The 22,121-nt window shown below is 59.5% G+C and carries 9 protein-coding genes and 3 tRNA genes; 9 read left to right on the forward strand and 3 right to left on the reverse strand.

Annotated elements, in window-relative coordinates:
• The first annotated feature begins 2,176 nt into the window (after nucleotides 1–2,176).
• From ACRRNM_RS02100 to ACRRNM_RS02110, 3 genes are all read left to right on the forward strand, one after another.
• Entirely contained in the window at nucleotides 2,177–2,902 is a 726-nt protein-coding gene (locus ACRRNM_RS02100) for a cadherin-like domain-containing protein (protein ID WP_435626600.1), read from the forward strand.
• Nucleotides 2,899–3,795, forward strand: coding sequence for a hypothetical protein (locus ACRRNM_RS02105; RefSeq protein ID WP_435626601.1), 897 nt, complete (start codon nucleotides 2,899–2,901; stop codon nucleotides 3,793–3,795). Before ACRRNM_RS02100 ends, ACRRNM_RS02105 begins: the two co-directional genes overlap by 4 nt.
• A 1,087-nt stretch (nucleotides 3,796–4,882) precedes the next feature.
• Complete coding sequence (locus ACRRNM_RS02110) at nucleotides 4,883–14,689, forward strand: beta strand repeat-containing protein (protein WP_435626602.1); 9,807 nt, start codon at nucleotides 4,883–4,885, stop codon at nucleotides 14,687–14,689.
• Between the two features lie 247 nt (nucleotides 14,690–14,936).
• On the opposite strand, the gene ACRRNM_RS02115 is transcribed toward ACRRNM_RS02110, so the two are convergent.
• Together ACRRNM_RS02115 and ACRRNM_RS02120 are read right to left on the reverse strand one after the other, a co-directional pair.
• Complete coding sequence (locus ACRRNM_RS02115; RefSeq protein ID WP_435626603.1) at nucleotides 14,937–15,953, reverse strand: tyrosine-type recombinase/integrase; 1,017 nt, start codon at nucleotides 15,951–15,953, stop codon at nucleotides 14,937–14,939.
• A 110-nt stretch (nucleotides 15,954–16,063) separates the two neighbouring features.
• A tRNA-Val gene (locus ACRRNM_RS02120) sits at nucleotides 16,064–16,138 on the reverse strand.
• A 128-nt stretch (nucleotides 16,139–16,266) separates the two neighbouring features.
• Here ACRRNM_RS02120 and gltX point away from each other — a divergent pair.
• The 3 genes from gltX to ACRRNM_RS02135 all read left to right on the forward strand — a co-directional run bounded on the left by gltX (nucleotide 16,267) and on the right by ACRRNM_RS02135 (nucleotide 18,142).
• Complete coding sequence (gene gltX / locus ACRRNM_RS02125; protein WP_435626604.1) at nucleotides 16,267–17,658, forward strand: glutamate--tRNA ligase; 1,392 nt, start codon at nucleotides 16,267–16,269, stop codon at nucleotides 17,656–17,658.
• A 317-nt stretch (nucleotides 17,659–17,975) separates the two neighbouring features.
• Nucleotides 17,976–18,051, forward strand: a tRNA-Ala gene (locus ACRRNM_RS02130).
• Between the two features lie 15 nt (nucleotides 18,052–18,066).
• A tRNA-Glu gene (locus tag ACRRNM_RS02135) sits at nucleotides 18,067–18,142 on the forward strand.
• Between the two features lie 140 nt (nucleotides 18,143–18,282).
• Here the strand turns inward: ACRRNM_RS02135 and ACRRNM_RS02140 are convergent.
• Nucleotides 18,283–19,371 (reverse strand): GGDEF domain-containing protein, encoded by a 1,089-nt coding sequence (locus ACRRNM_RS02140; protein ID WP_435626605.1) that lies wholly within the window; start codon nucleotides 19,369–19,371, stop codon nucleotides 18,283–18,285.
• A 236-nt stretch (nucleotides 19,372–19,607) separates the two neighbouring features.
• Here ACRRNM_RS02140 and greB point away from each other — a divergent pair, with 236 nt between their 5' ends.
• From greB to guaB, 3 genes are all read left to right on the forward strand, one after another.
• Nucleotides 19,608–20,150 carry a transcription elongation factor GreB gene (gene greB / locus ACRRNM_RS02145; protein ID WP_435626606.1) on the forward strand — a complete coding sequence of 181 codons (543 nt, stop codon included), beginning with the start codon at nucleotides 19,608–19,610 and terminating at the stop codon, nucleotides 20,148–20,150.
• A gap of 55 nt (nucleotides 20,151–20,205) precedes the next feature.
• Nucleotides 20,206–20,544 carry a P-II family nitrogen regulator gene (locus ACRRNM_RS02150; RefSeq protein ID WP_435626607.1) on the forward strand — a complete coding sequence of 113 codons (339 nt, stop codon included), beginning with the start codon at nucleotides 20,206–20,208 and terminating at the stop codon, nucleotides 20,542–20,544.
• Between the two features lie 84 nt (nucleotides 20,545–20,628).
• A complete protein-coding gene (gene guaB / locus ACRRNM_RS02155) occupies nucleotides 20,629–22,089 on the forward strand; it encodes an IMP dehydrogenase (RefSeq protein ID WP_435626608.1) in 1,461 nt (486 codons plus the stop codon).
• Nucleotides 22,090–22,121 lie beyond the last annotated feature (32 nt).

Below are 22,121 nucleotides of genomic sequence, written 5' to 3' on the forward strand. Positions count from 1 at the left end.
GTTAACAAGGTGCAGTTCGATGCTATTTACACCAAACATACGCAACTCCTACTTCAGCCGCCAGCATATGTTTTCCCGGTTTATGACTGCGTCAATGGTTACATCAAAGATTTGCTTTTTGCCGGCGCACAGGCAGACCCGGCAAATAGCGGGAAACTGCTTGGTATTACTGCTGCATTGTCTACACCAGTATATGGAGCCATTCCACAGTTTCTTGATTTAACGTTGCACACCTACAGTGCGCTCGGCCTTGGTCAAGGCACGACGCGAGCTTCCGAACTACCCGGTTTCAATACAAATCCGAATTTATCTATTCCCGATGCCCGATTTAATGGTGGCATAAGCCCAGGGCTAATGCCCATACCTGTTATGGGTAGCGATGGCAAAATCTCAGGGTTCACCTTTGAAGCACCCGTTGCGTCAAGCTCGCTTACCGATGGTGGAACAAGGTACACTTTTTTAAGTGGGGCGAGTTACGACGATTACACTGCCGCCGTCTCTGGGCCCGTGGGGCAGCCCGTTAACGTTTTTGCGTACCCTCAAATTTGGAATATTCCAAATTTGGATGGCGGTACAACGAAATTTTTGCTTGATTCCAAAAGTGGGAGCAGCATTCTCAAGAGCCTCGATCTATTCGGAAATGAGTTAAGTTCCAATAAATTCTTTTTTGATTACGGAGGTATTGATAGCGGTAGCTCTGGAGGTGCACAGGTTCCAACGGGATATACCCATGAAACCTATCAAAACGGTGTGAAGACAGGAACAACCGTTCAACAAATAATAAACGGCAAAGTTGTTAATGTTTCCTTCGGGGGTGACGGAAAAATATCATCCGTTAATTCGATCAACAATCAGGCGCCGACCGATCCTGTTATGGCAGCACAGGAACTGACAAAGCTCGGCGTCACGCAGGACATGCTGACAACCGGCACGACCGGTGACATGCAACAAAAGATCAGCACTGTCGTCTCATCTTTCGACGCCACCCATCCCACCGGCGCCCAAACCCTCCTCAACGCCATCGGCCAATACGGCGGCACCCTCATCGACGCCCTCACCCTCGTCAAAGCCATCCAGAGCGGCGACCCGCTGCCGGTCACCGTATCCGGTCTGCGGCTGGCGAACGATCTCACCTCGACAAATGGTGTGCCCGCCAGCTACTCGCTGTCCTGTGCGGCCAACGTCGGCAGCGGCATCCTGAGCATCATGAGTCTCGATGCCGCACTCCGGCGCGGCGACACATTGGGGGCCATCACTGCGGGAGCGCAAACGCTAAGCTTCGGCGCCAAGGCCTATATGGATTTTGCTACTGCCAGCCCCTACAGCATTACCACCGAAGTATCCAACAGCATATACAGCTCCCTCAATGCGCCGATGTTTGATGGGCTACCCGGTTCCAGCCCGCTCGCTGCGCTCAACCTCGTCAACAGCATCTCCCAAGGCGACGAAGTCGGCACCGCGATCAACACCCTCGCCATCGCTGTGCCGGAAATCGGCGTCCCGCTCTCGATCGCCTACACCGTCTTCAACATCGTCAGCTCCCTCTTCGGCGGCAGCGACGCCCCGCCCGAAGCCTGGGGCAACGCGAATGCGACATGGAGCGGCTTCAACGCCGTCGCCAACTCCACCGGCGCATACGGCGGGCTCGAGACCGCCACGCAGACCTACAACGGCGTCCTCACCTACCTCGACCAGCTCGCCGCGCAGGCTGAGGCCGTCAACCCCGGCAGCGCCATCGGCATCGTCGCCAACCGCATGCCCTCGCTCACCTACCGCAACTACACCGGCTACGGCATCACCGACATCGACCCGCTCACCGGCGAACAGCGCAACCCCGGCGTCCTCTACGACCTCACCGGCCGCCCCTACAACGCCCCGGCGGGCTCGGTGCAGGCCAGCCAGTCGCTCTCCGAACGCATGATTCGCGTCGCACTGGAGCGCGGCGCCATCGCCCCAATGTGGGAAGTCGAGACCGCCGCATTGCAGACCCAGGCGGGCGACCCGATGGCGGGGCTCACCGAAGAGGAAAGGGCGGGCAGGGCGGGGATGCTCGCACCCTCTCCCCCAGCCCTCCCCCGCGAGCGGGGGAGGGAGTCAGATATTCCGCCCCGTCGCCCTCGACCTCAACGGCGACGGCGTCCAGACCACGGGTGCGGCCAGGACCGTCGCCTTCAACGTGGACGACTCGGGCTACCTCAAGAACACCGCATGGCTCAACAACAGCGACGGCTTCCTCTTCCTCGACCGCAACCTAAACGGCCAGATCGACGGCGGCAAGGAACTCTTCAGCAACTCGACCGTGGCGCTATCCGGGCGCGGCCTCAACGGCATGCGCTGGATCGACAGCAACTACGACGGCAGCCTCAGCGCCCTCGACCCCGTGTGGAACGAACTCAAGGTCTGGCAGGACGCCAACGGCAACGGCGCGGCGGACGCAGGCGAAACCAGGACCCTCGCCCAGCTCGGCATCACCTCGCTCAACTACGCCATGGGCACCTTCGAGCGCAACGGCCAGGTCAGCGAACTCTCCAGCCCCGACCTCGTCGCCGACACCGAAGGCACCATCACCTACACCGTCCCCGAAGGCATCATCGTCCAGACCAGCAACGGCCAGATCAGCCTCCTCGCCACCCGCATCGACGACAGGAGCGCCATCCAGGCCAACCGCGACGGCGTCACCAGCTACGAAGACACCGAACTCATCATCAGCGCCGCCGACCTGCTGGCCAACGACACACTCGCGGGACTCGCGGGCCAGAACCTCAGCCTCACGGGTGTTTCCGGCTTCACGCATGGGACGGGTTTTCTGGACGGGAACGGGTTTGTGCACTACACGCCGGACGCGAACTACTTTGGTGCGGCGAATGATAGTGAGTGGTTCTGCGAAAGGAGAGCAGCATGAAATCGATGACAAAAATAAATCTGGCTATTTTTTTGATTTTGTCATTGTGCTTTTCGTTCAGAATAGTTCTGGCACATGCGGAAACAAACACCCCGGCACAAATCAAGGAAATTCCGTGGAGCGAGCGTTCATGGGAGGACAAAGTTTTTAAGTCAACCCACGACGACAATTACACCTTCCAGAATCGTGGCACCTATGTTTTAGACCCATACATCTGGGCATACACCAAAGAATTCGCCGAGCGCTTCCGCATGCCGGAGGAGTGGATAGAACCTGAACTCAAAGGAGCATATGCAGTGGCATGGCGCATGACCACGATAGGCGAAATCATGTGCGGTTATGGGGGTAAGGCAGACAACTGCTGGAAGCCGCTGAACTGCCAGATGGATATTTACTACGATAACCGGATTGATTTGTCGTGGGTGACAGACAGGGTACGCGACAACTTGATGAACGGGCTCTCATCGGGTCGTTTCTTGGGGCTTACTCCAGCCTCAAGGGAAAAACAGATCAGTCGCCTAAGTGTGATGAATTCAGGCGGAAGTGAATTGCGTTATGGCAAGTATAGGCAAGGTGGAGCGAGCCTAGCCTTATTTGACCGGGAATACGATCCGGGTATTGGCTTGCTCAGTTATATAGGTTCTGGCGTGTGCCCTCAATATATAGGGCCAGAGAAAGTGCAAATGATCTATGAAAATTCTCGAGACCTAGATCAATTCACGAAGGGGCATCTGAAAAGAAACGATGTTCGACCTATCCACATCATCGAGTTTCCGCAGCGATTCTTGCAGCGCGCGAACGCCGCATATAACGCGCAGAACAAACCAAATGAAGATGTAATGAATAACCTGATCCGAAGTTTTTTTGACAGCCGAAAAGGCAACACCAAATAGCACTGATTGCACCATATAACTCAACATCCACAAGGTTAAGGGGAGAATCATGGCCACATTTGTAAGTCTGCAAGATCAACAACTCGTTCAAACCGGGAGCACCATGGCGGTAGCGGCTTATGGAAGTACGCCGCCGCCGGGGTGGGTGCCGTTGAGAGACCCGACAACTGGCATTGACCTGATACCCAATGAGTCTAACGGTTTTCAGGCGCGCGCTTACATCAGTTCTGACCCCGGCGATAAACGAATATTTGTGGCTGTGGCTGGCACCAACGATGGCAAAGACGTGGCCTCGTGGAGTTCGGCTGTCACCGGATGGGATGCTGGTGCGCAGCAGTTCAAGGATGGTTTGGACTTTGCTGCGAAAATAGACAACATCGTAAAAAACAACCCGCAATACGCAGGTTATTCCATCTCGGCCTCTGGGCACTCCTTTGCCGAAGGATTCGTCCAAATGTTTACTTACACCTTTGGATGGGACGGTGTGGGATACGACGGCATAGGTGCGGGGGCAATTATTAGGTCTACTGGCTATACACAGTATTTGGCGAGTCAGAATATTACTCCTGTTGGCGGCACGAACTTCATCTCCTGCAATACCGCTGGTGTCGGTCCATTTGGCGGTGGAATAGTTGGATCAGCCGGTCCCAACATTGAGGGAACTCGCCAATGTACTGTGACACTGGAAAACAGCACAGCCTCAGGCGTTTTTAATGTCATGTCAACCATACTGGCGAGTAATCCTTTGCTGGGTTTTGTGCTTGGAAAACTGGTGACGGGCGTGAAGCTACATGATATGGACGGCATCGACCAAGCCATCCAGAATGGCAGTTACGAGGTTGCACCCGATTCGCAAACTGTGCCATCACCGGGCGTTGTTTTCCCTAGGCTCGACCCATTTGCCATCGACGATGGGCAAGGCAATATGTTGTCAACGTTGATCGATAGCAATGGCAATGTTGTCACCGATGGAAACGGCACCCCTATATTAAATTTGGAGATTGCTACAGGAGGTAATGCCAAGGCTGTTTATCACGTTAGTGATAATGGCACATCTCTAAACGCACCCAATGGCGCACAAGCGCTCTTGAATGCATTGACACCAATCGGCAATGCGATTCAGACCTATGCCCCTCCATTAATCGACGCCCTCTCCTTGGTCAAGGCCATCCAATCCGGCGAGCCCCTGCCGGTAGTGGCCTCCGGCCTGCGCTTGGCGAACACACTCAATACACTAAATGGCGGCGCACCCAACTACAACCTCTCCGGAGCCGCCAGCGTCGGCAGCGGCATATTGAGCATCATGAGTCTCGATGCCGCACTCAAGCGCGGCGACACCATGGGCGCCATCACGGCAGGGGCGCAGGCGTTGGGCGCTGGCGTCCAAGCCTACATAAGCTTTTCAGGGGGGGTGGCAGAGGTCAGCAACTCGGTGAACAACTTTAGCAACACCCTCAGCGGCACACCGGGCACCTACGGCCCCAGTGTCATCGGCGTCCTCAACCTCGTCAACGCCATCTCCAAAGGCGACGAAGTCGGCGCGGCAATGTCTGTCATCTCCATGACCCCCGCCGCCCCCATCGCCTACGCCTACTACGCCTTCCAGATGGTCAGATCACTCTTCGGCGGCAGCGACGCCCCGCCCGAAGCCTGGGGCAACGCATCCGCAACATGGAGCGGCTTCAACGCCGTCGCCAACGCCACCGGCGCATACGGCGGACTCGAGACCGCCACACAGACCTACAACAGCGTCCTCACCTACCTCGACCAGCTCGTTGCCGAACAACAAAGGGTCAACCCCGGCAGCGCCATCGGCATCGTCGCCAACCGCATGCCCTCGCTCACCTACCGCAACTACACCGGCTACGGCATCACCGACATCGACCCGCTCACCGGCGAACAACGCAACCCCGGCGTCCTCTACGACCTCACCGGCCGCCCCTACAACGCCCCGGCGGGCTCCGTGCAGGCCAGCCAGTCGCTCTCCGAACGCATGATCCGCGTCGCACTGGAGCGCGGCGCCATCGCCCCGATGTGGGAAGTCGAGACCGCCGCATTGCAGACGCAGGCGGGCGACCCGATGGCGGGGCTTACCGAAGAAGAGAGGGCGGGCAGGGCGGGATTGCTCGCACCCTCTCCAGCCGCCGGGGCCACGACACAAACCTTCCGCCCCGTCGCCCTCGACCTCAACGGCGACGGCGTCCAGACCACGGGTGCGGCCAGGACCGTCGCCTTCAACGTGGACGACTCGGGCTACCTCAAGAACACCGCATGGCTCAACAACAGCGACGGCTTCCTCTTCCTTGACCGCAACCTCAACGGGCAGATCGACGGCGGCAAGGAACTCTTCAGCAACTCGACCGTGGCGCTTTCCGGGCGCGGCCTCAACGGCATGCGCTGGGTGGACAGCAACTACGACGGCAGCCTCAGCGCCCTCGACCCCGTGTGGAACGAACTCAAGGTCTGGCAGGACGCCAACGGCAACGGCGCGGCGGACGCGGGCGAAACCAAGACCCTCGCCCAACTCAGCATCACCTCCCTCAACTACGCCATGGGCACCTTCGAGCGCAACGGCCAGATCAGCGAACTCTCCAGCCCCGACCTCGTCGCCGACACCGAAGGCACCATCACCTACACCGTCCCCGAAGGCATCATCGTCCAGACCAGCAACGGACAGGTCAGCCTGCTCGCCACTCGCATCGACGACAAGAGCGCCATCCAGGCCAACCGCGACGGCGTCACCAGCTATGAAGACACCGAACTCATCATCAGCGCCGCCGACCTCCTGGCCAACGATACGCTGGCGGGATTGTCGGGCAGCAATTTGAGCATCACGGGGGTGTCCGGTTTCACGCACGGGAGCGGTTTTCTGGATGGGAACGGGTTTGTGCACTACACCCCGGATGCGAACTACTTCGGCGCGGCGCAGTTTGACTACAGCATCAAGGCCGTCACCGGGCAAACTGCCACCGCCTCGGTGGATATCACCCTGCAAAACGTCAACGACGCGCCGACAGTGACGCTCGACCAGCATCTACGGCCGATCTATGGTTACGTCGGCAGCTTTCGCTGGCGCGATGGCGATCGCATGTTGACCGGCCTCGGTGTGCCGCACTATGAGCCGTACTACGGCTACGACGCATGGACCGATACTTATGGCGCGCACAACACCATCGTCAAATGGGAGGACACGGACGGCCCCAACAAGGCCACCGTCATCGTCAGTGACATCGACGATCCTACCGGGTCGTTAACCTTCGATGTGTCCGCACAGGCGCAGAAGGGCGAGGGCACCGTCGATGCCAGCGGCAATATCGGCTACGTCAACTGGTCCGGCCCGAACACACCGGGCACCGAACCGGATGGACAGCGATATAGGGGGCGCGATTCCTATGTCGATACATACTCGACGCAGGCCGACCCGTTCACCGTCCGCGTGACTGACCCGCAGGGTGCCAGCGCTACCATTCAGGTCGACACCGTCCACACCGGCGCCTACAACCCCAACCTGGGCAGCGGCGGGGGCGGCAAGCCCATCTCGATAGACCTGGACGGCAACGGCTTCCAGTTCACCAACGTGGACGACTCCAACGTCTTCTTCGACATCAACAACGACGGCTGGAAACACCGCATGGCCTGGGTGGCGCCGGGTGACGGCCTGCTCGCCTTCGACGCCGACGGCAACGGTCTCATCGACAACGGCAGCGAGATCAGCTTTGCGGGCTACCAGCCCGATGCGCAGACCGATCTGGAAGGGCTTGCTGCGTTCGACACCAACAACGACGGTTTCTTCTCCGCGCTCGATGCACAGTGGGGCAAGTTCGGCGTATGGCAGGACGCCGACCAGGACGGCATCACCGATGCGGGCGAATTCAAAACGCTGGACGAATTGGGCATCGCCTCCGTGAACCTGGCGAGCAACGGCCAATTCCAGGTCATCAACGGCCAGACCGTGCACGGCATCGGCCAGGTCACTAAGGCGGACGGCAGCACGCTCAACATGGCCGACGTCACCCTGCAATACAGCGACGAAGTGCTCGTGCATAACGCGGACGGCACTACCACCGTTGCGGTCAAGCCGCCGTTCGCCCCGCTCGAAACCATCACCGGCACCCCCGGCAAAGACCTGCTGCTGGGCAACAACGGCAACACCATCATCGAGGCACTGGAAGGCGACGACGTAGTGTTCTCCGACATCGGCAACGACGTGATCGACGCGGGGGCGGGCAACGACATCGTCTACGCGGGCGGCGGCAATGACCTCGTTATCGGCGCAGAGGGCGACGACGTGGTGTTCGCCGGGCTGGGCAACGACGTGGTGCTGGGCGGCGACGGCCACGATGCGCTGTTCGGCGAAGGCGGCAACGACGTCATCTTCGGCGGCGACGGCAACGACCTGGTCGCGGGCGGCGACGGCAACAACGTCCTGTCCGGCGACGCGGGCGACGACCAGGTCTACGGCGGCACCGGCAACGACGCGCTGTTCGGCGGCGCGGGCAACGACGAACTGGCCGGGATGGAAGGTTACGACCGGCTGGACGGCGGTGACGGCAACGACCTGCTCGACGGGGGCGCGCAGGACGATGCGCTGTTCGGCGGCGCGGGCGACGACATCCTGATCGGCGGTGCGGGCAACGACTCGCTGGACGGCGGCAGCGGCAACGACACCTATATGTTCGGGCGCGGCGCCGGGCAGGATACGATCAGCGATTACGATGCGGCGGCAGGCAATGTTGACATCGTCAGGCTGGGCGCGGGCATCTCGGCGGCTGACGTGAAGATCACACGCGATGTGGACAATCTCTACATCAGCATCAACGGCACTACCGATAAGTTGACGCTGGCGAACTGGTTTGCGGGCGAGGCGAACAGGATCGAGCAATTGGTGTTTGCCGACGGGGTAACGTGGGATGTGTCCGAACATGCGGCACTGCTGTCGATCCCGACCGAAGGCGACGACTTCCTGGTAGGAACTGCCGGGGACGATTTCATCGAGGCCTTTGGCGGGAACGATACGCTGGCGGGATTGGCGGGCAACGATTACCTGCAAGGCGGAAGCGGGAACGATACCTATCTGTTCGGGCGCGGCGCGGGGCAGGATTATGTCTATGAGTACGATACGGCGGCCGGCAATATCGACACCATCAAGGTCGCGGCAGATGTGAATCCGGCGGACGTGAAGGTGACGCGCGATGCCGACAACCTGTATCTCAGCATCAAGGGAACGACCGACAAGATCACCGTGCTGGACTGGTTCGCCAGCGATGCGGGCAAGGTTGAACGGGTGGAATTTGCCGACGGCACGGTGTGGGACGTGGCGGCGCTGGCGACCAAGGCTGCCGACAGTACGCTGACTGCAGACGGCGGCAGTAGCACGATCCTGGGCACGCCGGGCAACGATACCATGGTTGGCAATGCGCTCAACAACCTGCTGGATGGCGGCGTGGGCGGGGATACGATGATCGGCGGCGCTGGCGACGATACCTATGTCGTGGACAACGCGGGCGATCTGGTGATCGAGAATTTGAACGAGGGCAACGATTCCGTCCATGCGGGCATCAGCTATACGCTCACCAACAACGTCGAAAACCTTACGCTGACCGGCAGCGCGAACCTGCACGGGACGGGCAATGCACTGGACAATGTCATCACCGGCAATAACGGCAATAACCTGCTGGACGGGGGATACGGCGCAGACACGCTGAGCGGCGGGCGCGGCGACGACACCTACGTGGTGGACAGCACCGGCGACATCGTGATCGAAAACCCGAATGCGGGCAACGATACGGTGCTCTCCAGCATCGGCTACAAGTTGACGGCGAACGTCGAGAATCTGGTGCTGACCGGCTCGGGCAACATCGGCGGCACCGGCAATGCGCTGAACAACGTCATCACCGGCAATGCCGGCAACAACCGCATCGACGGCGGCGCGGGCGCCGACACCATGCAGGGCGGCGCGGGCAACGATGTCTATTTGGTGGACGATGCGGGCGACGTGGTCGTGGAAGAGGCCAACGCAGGCTTCGATACGGTGCAGGTCGGTTTCGACTATACACTGGGCGACAACGTCGAGAGTCTGTTGCTGACCGGGACGGGCAATATCAATGGCACGGGCAATGCGCTGAGCAATATGTTGACCGGCAATGCGGGCAACAACGTGCTGGACGGCGGTTTGGGCGCGGACGCGATGCTGGGCGGCGCGGGCGACGACACCTACATCGTGGATAATGCCGGCGACAGGATTCTGGAGGACGAGGGTGCCGGCATCGACACGGTGAGGTCCAGCGTCACTTATACCCTGGCGGCCGAAATCGAGAACATGGTGCTGACCGGTAGCCTGGACATCAATGGAACCGGCAATGAGCTCGACAACGTAATCACGGGGAACAGCGGCAACAACCGCATCGACGGCGGCCTTGGTGCAGACACGATGGCGGGCGGCGCGGGCAACGATACCTATGTGGTGGACGATGCGGGCGATGTAGTTGTCGAGGAGGCCAGCGCCGGCTTCGATACGGTGGAGGTCGGTTTCGACTACACGCTGGGCGGCAACGTCGAGGGCCTGACGTTGACCGGGACGGGCAATTTCAACGGCACCGGCAATGCGCTCGATAATGTGCTGAGCGGCAACGCGGGCAATAACGTGCTGGACGGCGGCCTGGGTGCGGACGCGATGGCCGGAGGCGCAGGCGACGACACCTACATCGTTGACAATGTGGCTGATATCGTCGCGGAGAATCCGGGCGAAGGAACCGACACTGTGCTTGCGTCGGTGAGCTACGGCCTGTCGGACAACGTCGAGAATCTGGTTCTCACCGGCGCAGATTCCATCGATGGCACGGGCAACGCGCTGGACAACCTGATGATCGGCAACGACGCGGCGAACGTCCTGCTTGGGTTGGATGGCAACGACACCCTGATCGCCAATGGCGGGAACGACCTGCTCGATGGGGGTGCCGGCGCAGACATCATGCAGGGCGGATCAGGCGATGATACTTATGTCGTGGAAAGTTCAGGCGACCTCGTTACTGAGGCGGCTGACTCCGGCATCGACACCGTCGAATCCAGCATCACCTACACGCTGACCGATAATGTCGAAAACCTGATTCTCACTGGCGCCGATGCCATCAACGGCACCGGCAACGAACTGGACAACCTGATCGTCGGCAACGATGCGGCAAACATCCTGTCCGGCCTGGGCGGCAACGACACCTTGATCGCCAACGGCGGGGATGACCGGCTGGACGGCGGGCTCGGGGCGGACACGATGCTGGGCGGTTCGGGCGACGACACTTATGTCGTGGAAAGCTCCGGCGACCTTGTTATCGAAGCTATCAACTCTGGCATCGATACCGCCGAATCCGGCATCACCTACACACTGACCGACAACGTAGAAAACCTGATTCTCACCGGCACTGATGCTATCAACGGCACCGGCAACGGGTTGGACAACATCATCATCGGCAACGACGCGGCAAATGTCCTGTCCGGCCTGGATGGCAACGATACCTTGATCGCCAACGGCGGGAATGACTGGCTGGACGGCGGGCTGGGCGCGGACACGATGTCGGGTGGGCTTGGTGACGACACCTATGTGGTGGACAACATTGGCGACCTCGTCAGCGAAGGCCTCGATTCCGGTATTGACACAGTGCTGTCCGGCATTTCCTACACGCTGACCGACAACGTCGAGAATCTGGTTCTTACCAATACCGATGCCATCGATGGTACGGGCAACGCGCTGGACAACCTGATGATCGGCAACGACGCGGCGAACGTCCTGCTTGGGTTGGACGGCAACGACACCTTGATCGCCAATGGCGGGAACGACCTGCTGGATGGTGGAGCCGGCGCGGATACCATGCAGGGCGGGGCGGGCGACGATACCTACGTCGTGGATAACGCATTCGACATCGTCATGGAAAACCTCAACGAAGGCATCGACACCATCCTCGCCTCGGTGAGCTATGGCCTGTCGGCCAACGTCGAGAACCTCACCCTGACAGGCTCTGCCGACATCGACGGAACCGGTAATGAACTGGATAACATCATCACCGGCAACGACGGCGCGAACATCCTTTCCGGCCTGGACGGCAACGACACGTTGCTGGCCAACGGCGGAAACGACCGGCTGGACGGCGGTACCGGCTCCGACGTCATGCAGGGCGGCGCGGGCGACGATACCTATGTGGTGGAAAGCGATGGCGATCTCGTTATCGAGGCAGCCGGTTCCGGCATCGACACCGTCGAATCCGGCATCACTTACACGCTCACCGACAACGTCGAAAACCTGATTCTCACAGGTACTGATGCTATCAGCGGCACCGGCAACATGCTGGACAACCTGATCGTTGGCAACGATGCGGCCAATACCCTGTACGGCCTGGATGGTAACGACACCCTGATCGCCAACGGTGGGAATGACCTGCTTGATGGCGGTTCGGGCGCGGACAGGATGTCGGGTGGAGCCGGTGACGATACCTATGTGGTAGACAATGTCGGCGACCTTGTTGTGGAAGACATGGGTGCTGGCAAGGACCAGGTCTTCTCCTCGATAAGCTATGCGTTGACGGAGAACGTGGAGAACCTGACATTGACCGGAACTGCCGCAATCGACGGCACCGGAAATGCGCTGGATAACGTGATCGTCGGCAATGCCGCGAACAACGTGCTGGACGGGGCTGCCGGCGCCGATTTGCTGATCGGCGGCGCGGGCGACGATAGCTACATCGTGGATAACGCAGCCGATGTCGTGGTGGAGAATCCCGGTGAAGGCACCGACATCGTGTTCTCTTCGGTGAGCTACGGGCTCTCGGCCAACGTCGAGAATCTGACACTGACTGGTACGGCGGACATCGACGGCTTCGGCAACGAGCTGGACAACATCCTCACCGGCAACGAGGGGAACAACCGCTTGTTCGGATATGCGGGCAGCGATACCCTGCTTGGCAACGGAGGCAACGATCTGCTGGATGGCGGCCTGGGTGCGGACACCATGCACGGCGGAGCGGGTGACGATACCTACGTAGTGGACAACATCGGCGACCTCGTCAGCGAAGACTTCAATGCCGGCATCGATCATGTGTTGTCTAGCATCACCTACACCCTGACCGACAACGTCGAAAATCTCACCCTGACCGGAACCGAGAACATCAACGGCACGGGCAACGAGCTCGACAATGTGCTGATCGGCAACAGCGGCAACAACATATTGATCGGCTTGGGCGGCAATGACTTCCTGGATGGCGGGACCGGCGCCGACGTGATGATAGGCGGGACGGGCGACGATACTTACGTGGTCGATAGCACTGGCGACCGCGTGGTGGAAGCGGGCGATGACGATCATGACGATGGCGATCATGGCGACGACGATCATGATGACGATGACGAGAAATCGGTTTCGTCCGAATATCCCGCCGGCGGAATCGACACGGTGCGCTCCAGCATCACCTACACCTTGGGCAAATATGTCGAGAATCTGGTGTTGACCGGAAGCGAGGCGATCAACGGCACGGGTAACGATCTCGACAACATCCTGATCGGCAACGCTGCCGCCAATGTGCTGAGGGGCAAGGACGGCAACGATACGCTGATCGGGAACGGTGGCGCGGATACGCTGATCGGCGGAGAGGGCGACGACACTTACTATGTGATCGACACGCAAAGCCGCTTGATCGAAGAGCGCAAGGAAGGCATCGATACGGTGGTGAGCTCCGTCAGCTACATCCTGAAGGACAACTTCGAGAACCTGACGCTGACCGGCACTCAATCGCTCTATGCGATAGGGAATGAACTGGACAACGTGCTGACCGGCAACGAAGGCAACAACATCCTGTCGGGCGGCGAAGGCAACGACACGCTGGATGGCGGCCAGGGAATTGATACCCTCATCGGCGGGGAGGGCGACGATACCTATGTGGTGGACAACAGCGGCGACATCATCATCGAAGGCCGGAAGGGCGGGATGGACACGGTGCGCTCCACCGTGAGCTACACGCTGACGGACAATGTCGAGAATCTTACACTGGCAGGTACTGACGACATCAACGGCGCCGGCAACGCGCTCGACAACACCATCGTCGGCAACGGCGGCGCAAACTGGCTTTCGGGGCTCGATGGCAACGACCTGTTGCAGGGCAATGCCGCCAACGACATCCTCCAGGGCGGGAGCGGCAACGACATCCTGCGCGACAACGGCGGCAACAACCTGCTGGATGGCGGGGAGGGAGCAGATAATCTGACCGGCAATGCGGGTAATGAACTGTTCGCTGGCGGAGCCGGCAACGATGTCATCCGCACCGGCAACGGTGCCGATATCATCGTCTTCAACCGGGGAGACGGGCGCGATACCGTTTACGGCGGGGTCGGCACCGACAACACCCTGAGCCTGGGCGGGAATATCCGCTATAAGGACATCGCGCTGTCCAAGGTAGATGGCGACCTGGTGCTTGAAATGGATGATGGCGATCAAATCACGTTCAAGAACTGGTACGAGACTGATGCCAACTACAAGAGCGTGCTCAACCTGCAGGTAGTGACCGAGGCGATGGAAGGCTTCGACGCGGCTTCATCCGATCCGCTGCTGAACCAGCCCGTGCAGCAATTCGACTTCACCGCCATCGTCAATGCCTTCGACCTGGCACGCGGCAACAAGTCCGGCGAAGGCGCGTTCAGGCATTGGAGCGCCATGAACGCGCTGCTCGACGCGCACCTGGCCGCAAGCGACTCGGCGGCGATAGGCGGCGACCTAGCCTACCAGTATGGCAGGAACGGCAGTCTGGCCGGGATCGGCCTTGCTGCGGCGCAGGAGACCATCGGTGCGGCTCAGTTTGGCGTCCAGGCGCAGGCGATCAGGCAACCGGCTCTCGGCGCGGAGGTGGTTCGTCTCGGTTGATATAGTTTGTGTAGACAGCTTTAGCCGAGTGCTTATTTCTGGCTCATGGCCAAGCTTCAGCTATTCTGCAGGACGTTTAATGCCTCTGTTCGTGGAAGTGCAGTTATCCAAAATCTGCACTTCCACGACCCTCATATGGATATTTATAATTAGGAATATCAACTTGGCGTCGTTTTTACCTGCATGGGCATGATGTGGACAGTTATCTAATCCTGTCAGATCAGCTCGCGACTGAGATTGTTTGCGCCTATCCAAGCTTTTTGGCCAAGTCCTTTGCCCTTGGATGGTAATAGCGTTTTAGCATTGAGAGCGTCTTGTGTCCGGTTACGGCAGATAGTTCTAGTACGTTGTCCAGCTTCTCGGCTATTCTGCTGGTCGCCTCATGTCTCAGATCGTGGAAGTGCAGATCACCAAGGTCTGCACGCTCCACAGCTCGTGTGAAGACTTTTTTGATGGCGTCCGCCGTTATTGGGAAAACTCGTCCTGAGATATGTCTTGGTAGACCAGCCAGAACCTCATAGGCACGTGCAGAAAGAGGCACGTCGCGTGATTCTCCGTTCTTGGTGTCGTGAAGCCGGACATATCGATCAGCGAGAAACACATCCGCCCAACGCAGCGACAGCAGTTCTCCACGGCGCATGGCCGTTTCCAATGCAAGGATTACCAAGGGACGTACCCATGGATTCCTGGAGCCGCCTTCCTTGAAAGTGCCACGCTCCGACCTGGTTGTTTCTTCCAGCTCAGCCAATAGTTTCTCTTCTTCTCCAATACCGAGTCGACGGCTACGTGCGCGGTTTTCCGCCGGCCGGCGGATCATTGAGATAGGATTGTCGATGTGGATACCCCATTCTTTCCGAGCTACGTTGATAACGTGGGAAATGAGATTCAGATCTCGATTGGTTGTAGAGCCGGAAACTTCCTTTAGCCTCTGATCTCGCCATTCGGCCATCAGTTTTCCGGATAGACCTGCGACTTTGAATTTGGCAATCGGATCGTTCTGGAGCGATATAAGTCGGTAACGTTCGGAGTCGTGGCCTTTTTTCTGGCTGGATATTTCGGTGAGATAGCGTTGGAGCAAATCACCTAGGGTATTTTTCTCTGCCTCGGTGCGATCGATAAAGACGCCGCGCTCCATCTCGGATTCGATGACCGTGGCCCAAGCTCGTGCATTGGCTTTGTTGTTAAAGCTACGAGAGAGTGTAGGCCAGCCGTCTCGCCTGACTCGCGCTTCCCAATAAATCCCTCGTTGTCGAATTGATGCCATCGAACACACTCCATTGCTCTCGTGGAGAAAATTTGGAGCAATCGGAACGATTTGGGATAGGGGAGAAATCGGAAGTTGCTTGATTTCTTCATCGCATCATATAGTTGCGATGGTGGGCGGTACTGGGATCGAACCAGTGACCCCTGCCGTGTGAAGGCAGTGCTCTACCGCTGAGCTAACCGCCCCGAAGAGGGCGCGAATTAGAGCATAACGCGGTGGCCTCAGTCAATGACCCCGGCTACAACTTTGTGTGCGCGACAGCCAAGCTGGCGTAAAATGCGCGCCTTATCGCTTGCCATTCCTGTTTATCCCTATGACTGTACGCACTCGTTTCGCTCCCAGCCCGACCGGTTATCTGCATATCGGCGGCGCGCGCACCGCCTTGTTTTCCTGGGCGTATGCCCGCAAGCACGGCGGCACCTTCATCCTGCGCATCGAGGACACCGATGTGGAACGCTCCACCCCCGAAGCGGTGCAGGCGATCCTGGACGGAATGAAATGGCTGAACCTCGACTGTGACGAGGGGCCGTATTACCAGATGCGGCGCATGGACCGCTACAAGGTGGTGATCCAACAGATGCTGGACGCAGGCACGGCCTATTACTGCTATATGACTGCCGAGGAGTTGGAGGCGCTGCGCGAGGCACAGCGGGCGCGCGGCGAGAAGCCGCGCTATGACGGGCGCTGGCGCCCGGAGCCGGGCAAGGTGCTGCTGGAGCCACCGGAGGGCATCAAACCGGTGGTGCGCTTCAAGAACCCGCTGCACGGCGTAACAACGTGGGACGACCAGGTCAAGGGCAGGATCGTGTTCGAGAACAGCGAGCTCGACGACCTGATCATTGCGCGCGGCGACGGCACGCCGACCTACAACTTCTGCGTGGTGGTGGACGACTGGGAGATGGGCATCACGCACGTGATCCGCGGCGACGACCACGTGAACAACACGCCGCGCCAGATCAATATTCTCAAGGCGCTGGGCGCGACGGTGCCGCAATACGCGCACCTGTCGATGATCCTCGGCGATGACGGCACCAAGCTCTCCAAGCGCCACGGCGCAGTCAGCGTGATGCAGTATGATGAAGACGGCTACCTGCCAGAGGCGGTGATCAATTACCTGGCGCGCCTGGGTTGGTCGCACGGCGACGAGGAGATTTTCTCGGTGGAGCAGTTCTGCCAGTGGTTCGACCTCGACCACATCACGCCGTCCGCCGCACAGTTCAACACCGAAAAACTGAACTGGGTGAACCAGCATTACCTGAAGGCGGCCGACAATGCGCGTCTCGAAGCGCTGGTGCGGCCGCGCCTCGAAGCGCGCGGCGTGACGGTGGGCGCAGCCCCTGCACTGGAAGCCGTCATCGCGCTGTACAAGGAACGTGTCGCAACGCTTAACGAACTGGCCGACGCCGCCGAGGTGTTCTACATCGATCTGCATCCCGCGCAGGAGCTGCTGGATACGCATCTCGTGCCGGAAGTGCTGCCCGCGCTGCGCGAACTCGCGGAACGTTTCGCCGATGTTGTCTGGGAGGCTCCGGCGCTGAACGCGCTGATCAAGGAATTGCTGGCTAAACATAACCTGAAAATGCCCAAACTGGCGATGCCGTTGCGCGTGATACTGGTCGGGCAGACGCACACGCCGTCGGTCGATGCGGTGATCGCATTGTTCCCGCGCGAAACCGTGTTGGCGCGCATGGGAAGGCACCTGTAAGAAGCTGTCTTGAAAATTGCTGCGAAGGGCGTCTGCGGCGTTGCGCGGTATTGGTTTCGGCATAACATGCTGCGCATGTGAGCCTTCACCGCAACTTCGTTGTCACAATCCTCATGTGCTTCTGTGTACATTCCGGTTGCTGCGTTGACCAGCGACTTGCTGGCGTTTTTTGCCAGCCTAGTCGAATGGCCATGCAACGCCCGTGCGCCTTGCATCTATCCATCCTCGCGAATTTTTAAGGCAACTTCTAATTTTTTCGGAAGTCGGCTTTACAAGCATAGGTCGCATCACTATAATGCGCGCTCTTTCGAGGTACCGGGGGTATAGCTCAGCTGGGAGAGCGCTTGCATGGCATGCAAGAGGTCAGCGGTTCGATCCCGCTTACCTCCACCAAAGAAACTGAGTCAAGTCCCCTTCGTCTAGAGGCCTAGGACATCGCCCTTTCACGGCGGTAACACGAGTTCGAATCTCGTAGGGGACGCCAATCAAACGATTGCGCGGTTTTTCATCGCGCAATATCTGTGACAATCGGACCGTGGATTTTTTGGTTCCGATCAGTCAGCCGAACCCGAATACCTCGGTATTCAAGATCCGTGTAATCATTATTCCTTGAGCAGTTCTGAATCAGTTCTCATTGGCAGGGCGAGGCGTTCTCACTTCAGGCTGTGCACCGGTCCAGAGAGACATGAACGGCTTGACGGGCGGAGCGGCATTGGCATTCGCCGATGGTTGCACATTTGCCGGTGATGGCGTGTTTACCGGTGGCTGCGCCGTCTCGCGTCCCGGCTCCGTATCATGCCACTTTACACAGTTGCCGCCACTTTGGATTGCCAGCTGCAGAGCCTCATTCGCGCGGTCAAGCAGGCTGGCCGGCGTGTCATCCGGATGAGTAGGGCTGATGCCCAGGGACACGCTGGTAGGCGGCAGGGCATCGCCGCTGGGCAGCACTATCACGGCTTCGTTGATCGCCGTTCTCAGTCTTTCCGCGCCTATGCAGCCTTCGGACAGGGCGGTGTGCGGCATGAAGACCGCGAATTGTTCGCCGAGAAAGTGCCCGGCCTGGTCATCCGGGCGCAGGCAGGACGACATGGTGTGCGCGGTATCCCGCAGCACCTGCTCGCTGCCGAGTTCGCCGTATTTGTCCTCCAGCTCCCTGAATCGGTCTATTTTCACCATCATGAGGCAGCTGGGCTGCTTGTCGTAAATATAGCGGCGCAGGTAGCGGCTGATTTTCTCCTCGATCCATTGCCGGTTATAAAGTCCGGTCATTTCATCGACGATCGGGGTGCCTGAAAATCCGCTATGGTTCTCGTGGCTTTCCATGATGACCTGGGCGGCGGGGCGAATGCGCATGCTCAGCACGCTGAGCATGTTGTGCGCGGCCTGGTGCGAGGCATCGATCAGCTCCCATAGCGCGGGGTGTTCAATCGCAAGCAGTTTGCACTCGGTCGCGGCAATGACGTATGCCGGAATATGCACGTCGCCGATGAGGGACTCTTCTCCTACGCATTCTCCTTCGCCAAGCATGGCGATGGGCTCGACGCCGCTATCCTTGGTCTGAATGCGCAGGCGTCCGGAAAGGACGACATAGACTACATTGTTGGCTTGGCCTGGAACCAGCAATGTTTCACCCGAATTCAAGGCGCGCACCCTGGAATGAACCAGCTTCTCGACGAGTAATTTGCTGGATACTCCCTGGAACAGGGGGGCCATTTGCAATACTTTGAAAATTTCGGGAGAGCGAATCACGTCGTTACCTCTTTGCGGTTAATCAACAATATGCACGTGTCAGGGCGCATCAGGAATTGAGCGGTTGAGTTCAATGAAGCCGGCTTGGCGATGATACCCCGGAAGCCTTGTTTGCGTTCATTTTAAATCGATTTCACCACGGTCGGCTATCGCCGCAAGTTTTATTCGGTGGAAGCCGGCCTTGTTGTAAAATTCGCGGCATGGGCAAAGCGCACGCACAGGAAGATGACGAAGCGGGACAGCCGGCCCGGTTGCCGGCAGGCGTCAAAAATTACATCACGCCTAACGGCTACCGCAGGCTGCAAGAGGAACTGGAGCAGCTCTGGAAGGTGGAACGTCCGGCGCTGGTGCAGACGGTCGCCTGGGCGGCTTCCAACGGGGATCGTTCCGAAAACGGTGACTATATTTACGGCAAGAAACGCCTGCGCGAGATCGACCGCCGCGTGCGTTTCCTGCACAAACGCCTGGAGCAGTCCGAGGTCGTCGATCCGGCGCGGCGCGGCGAGTGTGACCAGGTGTTTTTCGGCGCGACCGTGACGGTCTGCGACGAGGCCGGAAGCGAGAGCACCTACAGCATCGTCGGCGTGGACGAGGCGGATGCGGGAAGCGGCCTGATAAGCTGGGTCTCGCCGCTGGCGCGCGGTCTGCTTAAATTGCGCGAAGGCGAGGTGGTGACGCTGCGCACGCCGGGCGGCATCCAGGAGCTGGAAATCCTGTCGGTGGTATACAGCGAACTGCGCTGATGCAACCGGGCAGACATATACGTAACAACAAACCAACGCACTCAGGGAGCACACCATGAAAAAGATCGAAGCGATTATCAAACCGTTCAAGCTGGACGAGGTGCGCGAGGCGCTTTCCGAGCTGGGGGTGAGCGGTCTGACGGTCACCGAGGTGAAGGGTTTCGGGCGGCAGAAGGGGCATACCGAGCTGTACCGTGGCGCGGAATACGTGGTCGACTTCCTGCCCAAGATCAAGGTGGAGGTGGTGATTCCCGCCGAGTTGCTCGATACGGCGGTCGAAGGGATCATCAAGGCCGCGCGCACCGGCAAGATCGGCGACGGCAAGATCTTCATCTCGACGGTGGAGCAGGTTATCCGCATCCGCACCGGAGAAACCGACCAGACCGCGCTGTAAATTTTCCGGCCGGGCAGAGCGGGAGAATCGATTTACCGGCCTGCCCGTCATGCGTATAATGCGCGCTTTGCCGGGGGTTGTTCCATGCGCATCATCCAGAAAGCACTGACCTTTGACGACGTTCTGCTCGTTCCTGCCTATTCCAACGTATTGCCACGCGATGTCAGCCTGCGCACCCAGCTTACCCGTAACATCAGCCTGAACATTCCGGTGCTCTCCGCCGCGATGGACACCGTCACGGAAGCACGCTTGGCGATCGCGCTGGCGCAGGAGGGCGGCATCGGCATCGTGCACAAGAACATGCCGGCTTATGCGCAGGCCGCCCAGGTCGCCAAGGTCAAGCGTTTCGAGAGCGGCGTCGTCAAGGATCCCATCACCATCACGCCGGACATGACGGTGCGCGACGTGCTGGCCCTGACGCGCCAGCACAGGATTTCCGGCCTGCCGGTGGTGCAGGGCAAACTGCTCGTGGGCATCGTGACCAACCGCGATCTGCGCTTCGAGAGCAACCTCGACCAGCCGATCCAGAACATCATGACGCCGCGCGAGCGGCTCATCACCGTCAGGGAAAACGCCAGCCTCGACGAGGCGCGCAACCTGATGCACAAGCACCGCATCGAGCGCGTCCTGGTGGTCAACGACGAATTCGAACTGCGCGGCCTGATGACGGTGAAGGACATCCTTAAGTCCAGCGAACATCCGCGCGCCTGCAAGGACAGCCATGGCCGCCTGCGCGCCGGTGCGGCGGTCGGAGTGGGCGAGGGGACGGAAGAGCGCGTCACATTGCTGGCCGAGGCCGGGGTGGACGTGATCGTGGTGGATACCGCGCACGGCCATTCGCAGGGCGTGCTGGATCGCGTTCGTTGGGTCAAGGAAAACTTCCCGCAGATCGAGGTGATCGGCGGCAACATCGCCACCGGCGGCGCGGCGCAAGCGCTGCTGGATCACGGCGCGGATGGCGTGAAGGTCGGCATCGGCCCCGGTTCGATCTGCACCACGCGCATCGTCGCGGGCGTCGGCGTGCCGCAGATCGCCGCGATCCAGAGCGTGGCGAAGACTTTGCAGGGAACGGGCGTGCCGCTGATTGCCGACGGCGGCATCCGTTATTCCGGCGACATCGCCAAGGCGATCGCGGCGGGCGCGCATGCGGTGATGCTCGGCGGCCTGTTCGCCGGTACCGAGGAAGCGCCGGGCGAGATCGAACTTTATCAAGGGCGCTCCTACAAATCCTATCGCGGCATGGGCAGTCTGGGCGCGATGCAGCAGGGCTCCAGCGACCGTTACTTCCAGGAAGGCGAAGCCAATCAGGACAAGCTGGTGCCGGAAGGTGTCGAGGGCCGCGTGCCCTACAAGGGCAGCGTGCTGGCGGTGATCCACCAGCTGATGGGCGGTCTGCGCGCCAGCATGGGTTACCTCGGTTGCGCCGACATCGCCACGATGCACACCAAGGCCGAGTTCGTCGAGATCACCTCGTCCGGCATCCGCGAGTCGCATGTCCACGACGTGCAGATCACCAAGGAAGCGCCGAATTACCATATTGATTAAATCCGGTGAAACGTGAGACGTGAAACGTGAAA

Source organism: Ferrigenium straubiae (genome assembly GCF_051257895.1).
Taxonomy (GTDB): Bacteria; Pseudomonadota; Gammaproteobacteria; order Burkholderiales; family Gallionellaceae; genus Gallionella; species Gallionella straubiae.

What these genes read in the sequence shown, in the direction of transcription:
- ACRRNM_RS02150 (WP_435626607.1), top strand. Translation starts at nt 20,206, where the DNA reads ATGAAAAAGATCGAAGCGATTATCAAACCGTTCAAGCTGGACGAGGTG.
- ACRRNM_RS02105 (WP_435626601.1), top strand. Translation starts at nt 2,899, where the DNA reads ATGAAATCGATGACAAAAATAAATCTGGCTATTTTTTTGATTTTGTCA.
- greB (WP_435626606.1), top strand. Translation starts at nt 19,608, where the DNA reads ATGGGCAAAGCGCACGCACAGGAAGATGACGAAGCGGGACAGCCGGCC.
- ACRRNM_RS02140 (WP_435626605.1), bottom strand. Translation starts at nt 19,371, where the DNA reads ATGGCCCCCCTGTTCCAGGGAGTATCCAGCAAATTACTCGTCGAGAAG.
- guaB (WP_435626608.1), top strand. Translation starts at nt 20,629, where the DNA reads ATGCGCATCATCCAGAAAGCACTGACCTTTGACGACGTTCTGCTCGTT.
- ACRRNM_RS02115 (WP_435626603.1), bottom strand. Translation starts at nt 15,953, where the DNA reads ATGGCATCAATTCGACAACGAGGGATTTATTGGGAAGCGCGAGTCAGG.
- gltX (WP_435626604.1), top strand. Translation starts at nt 16,267, where the DNA reads ATGACTGTACGCACTCGTTTCGCTCCCAGCCCGACCGGTTATCTGCAT.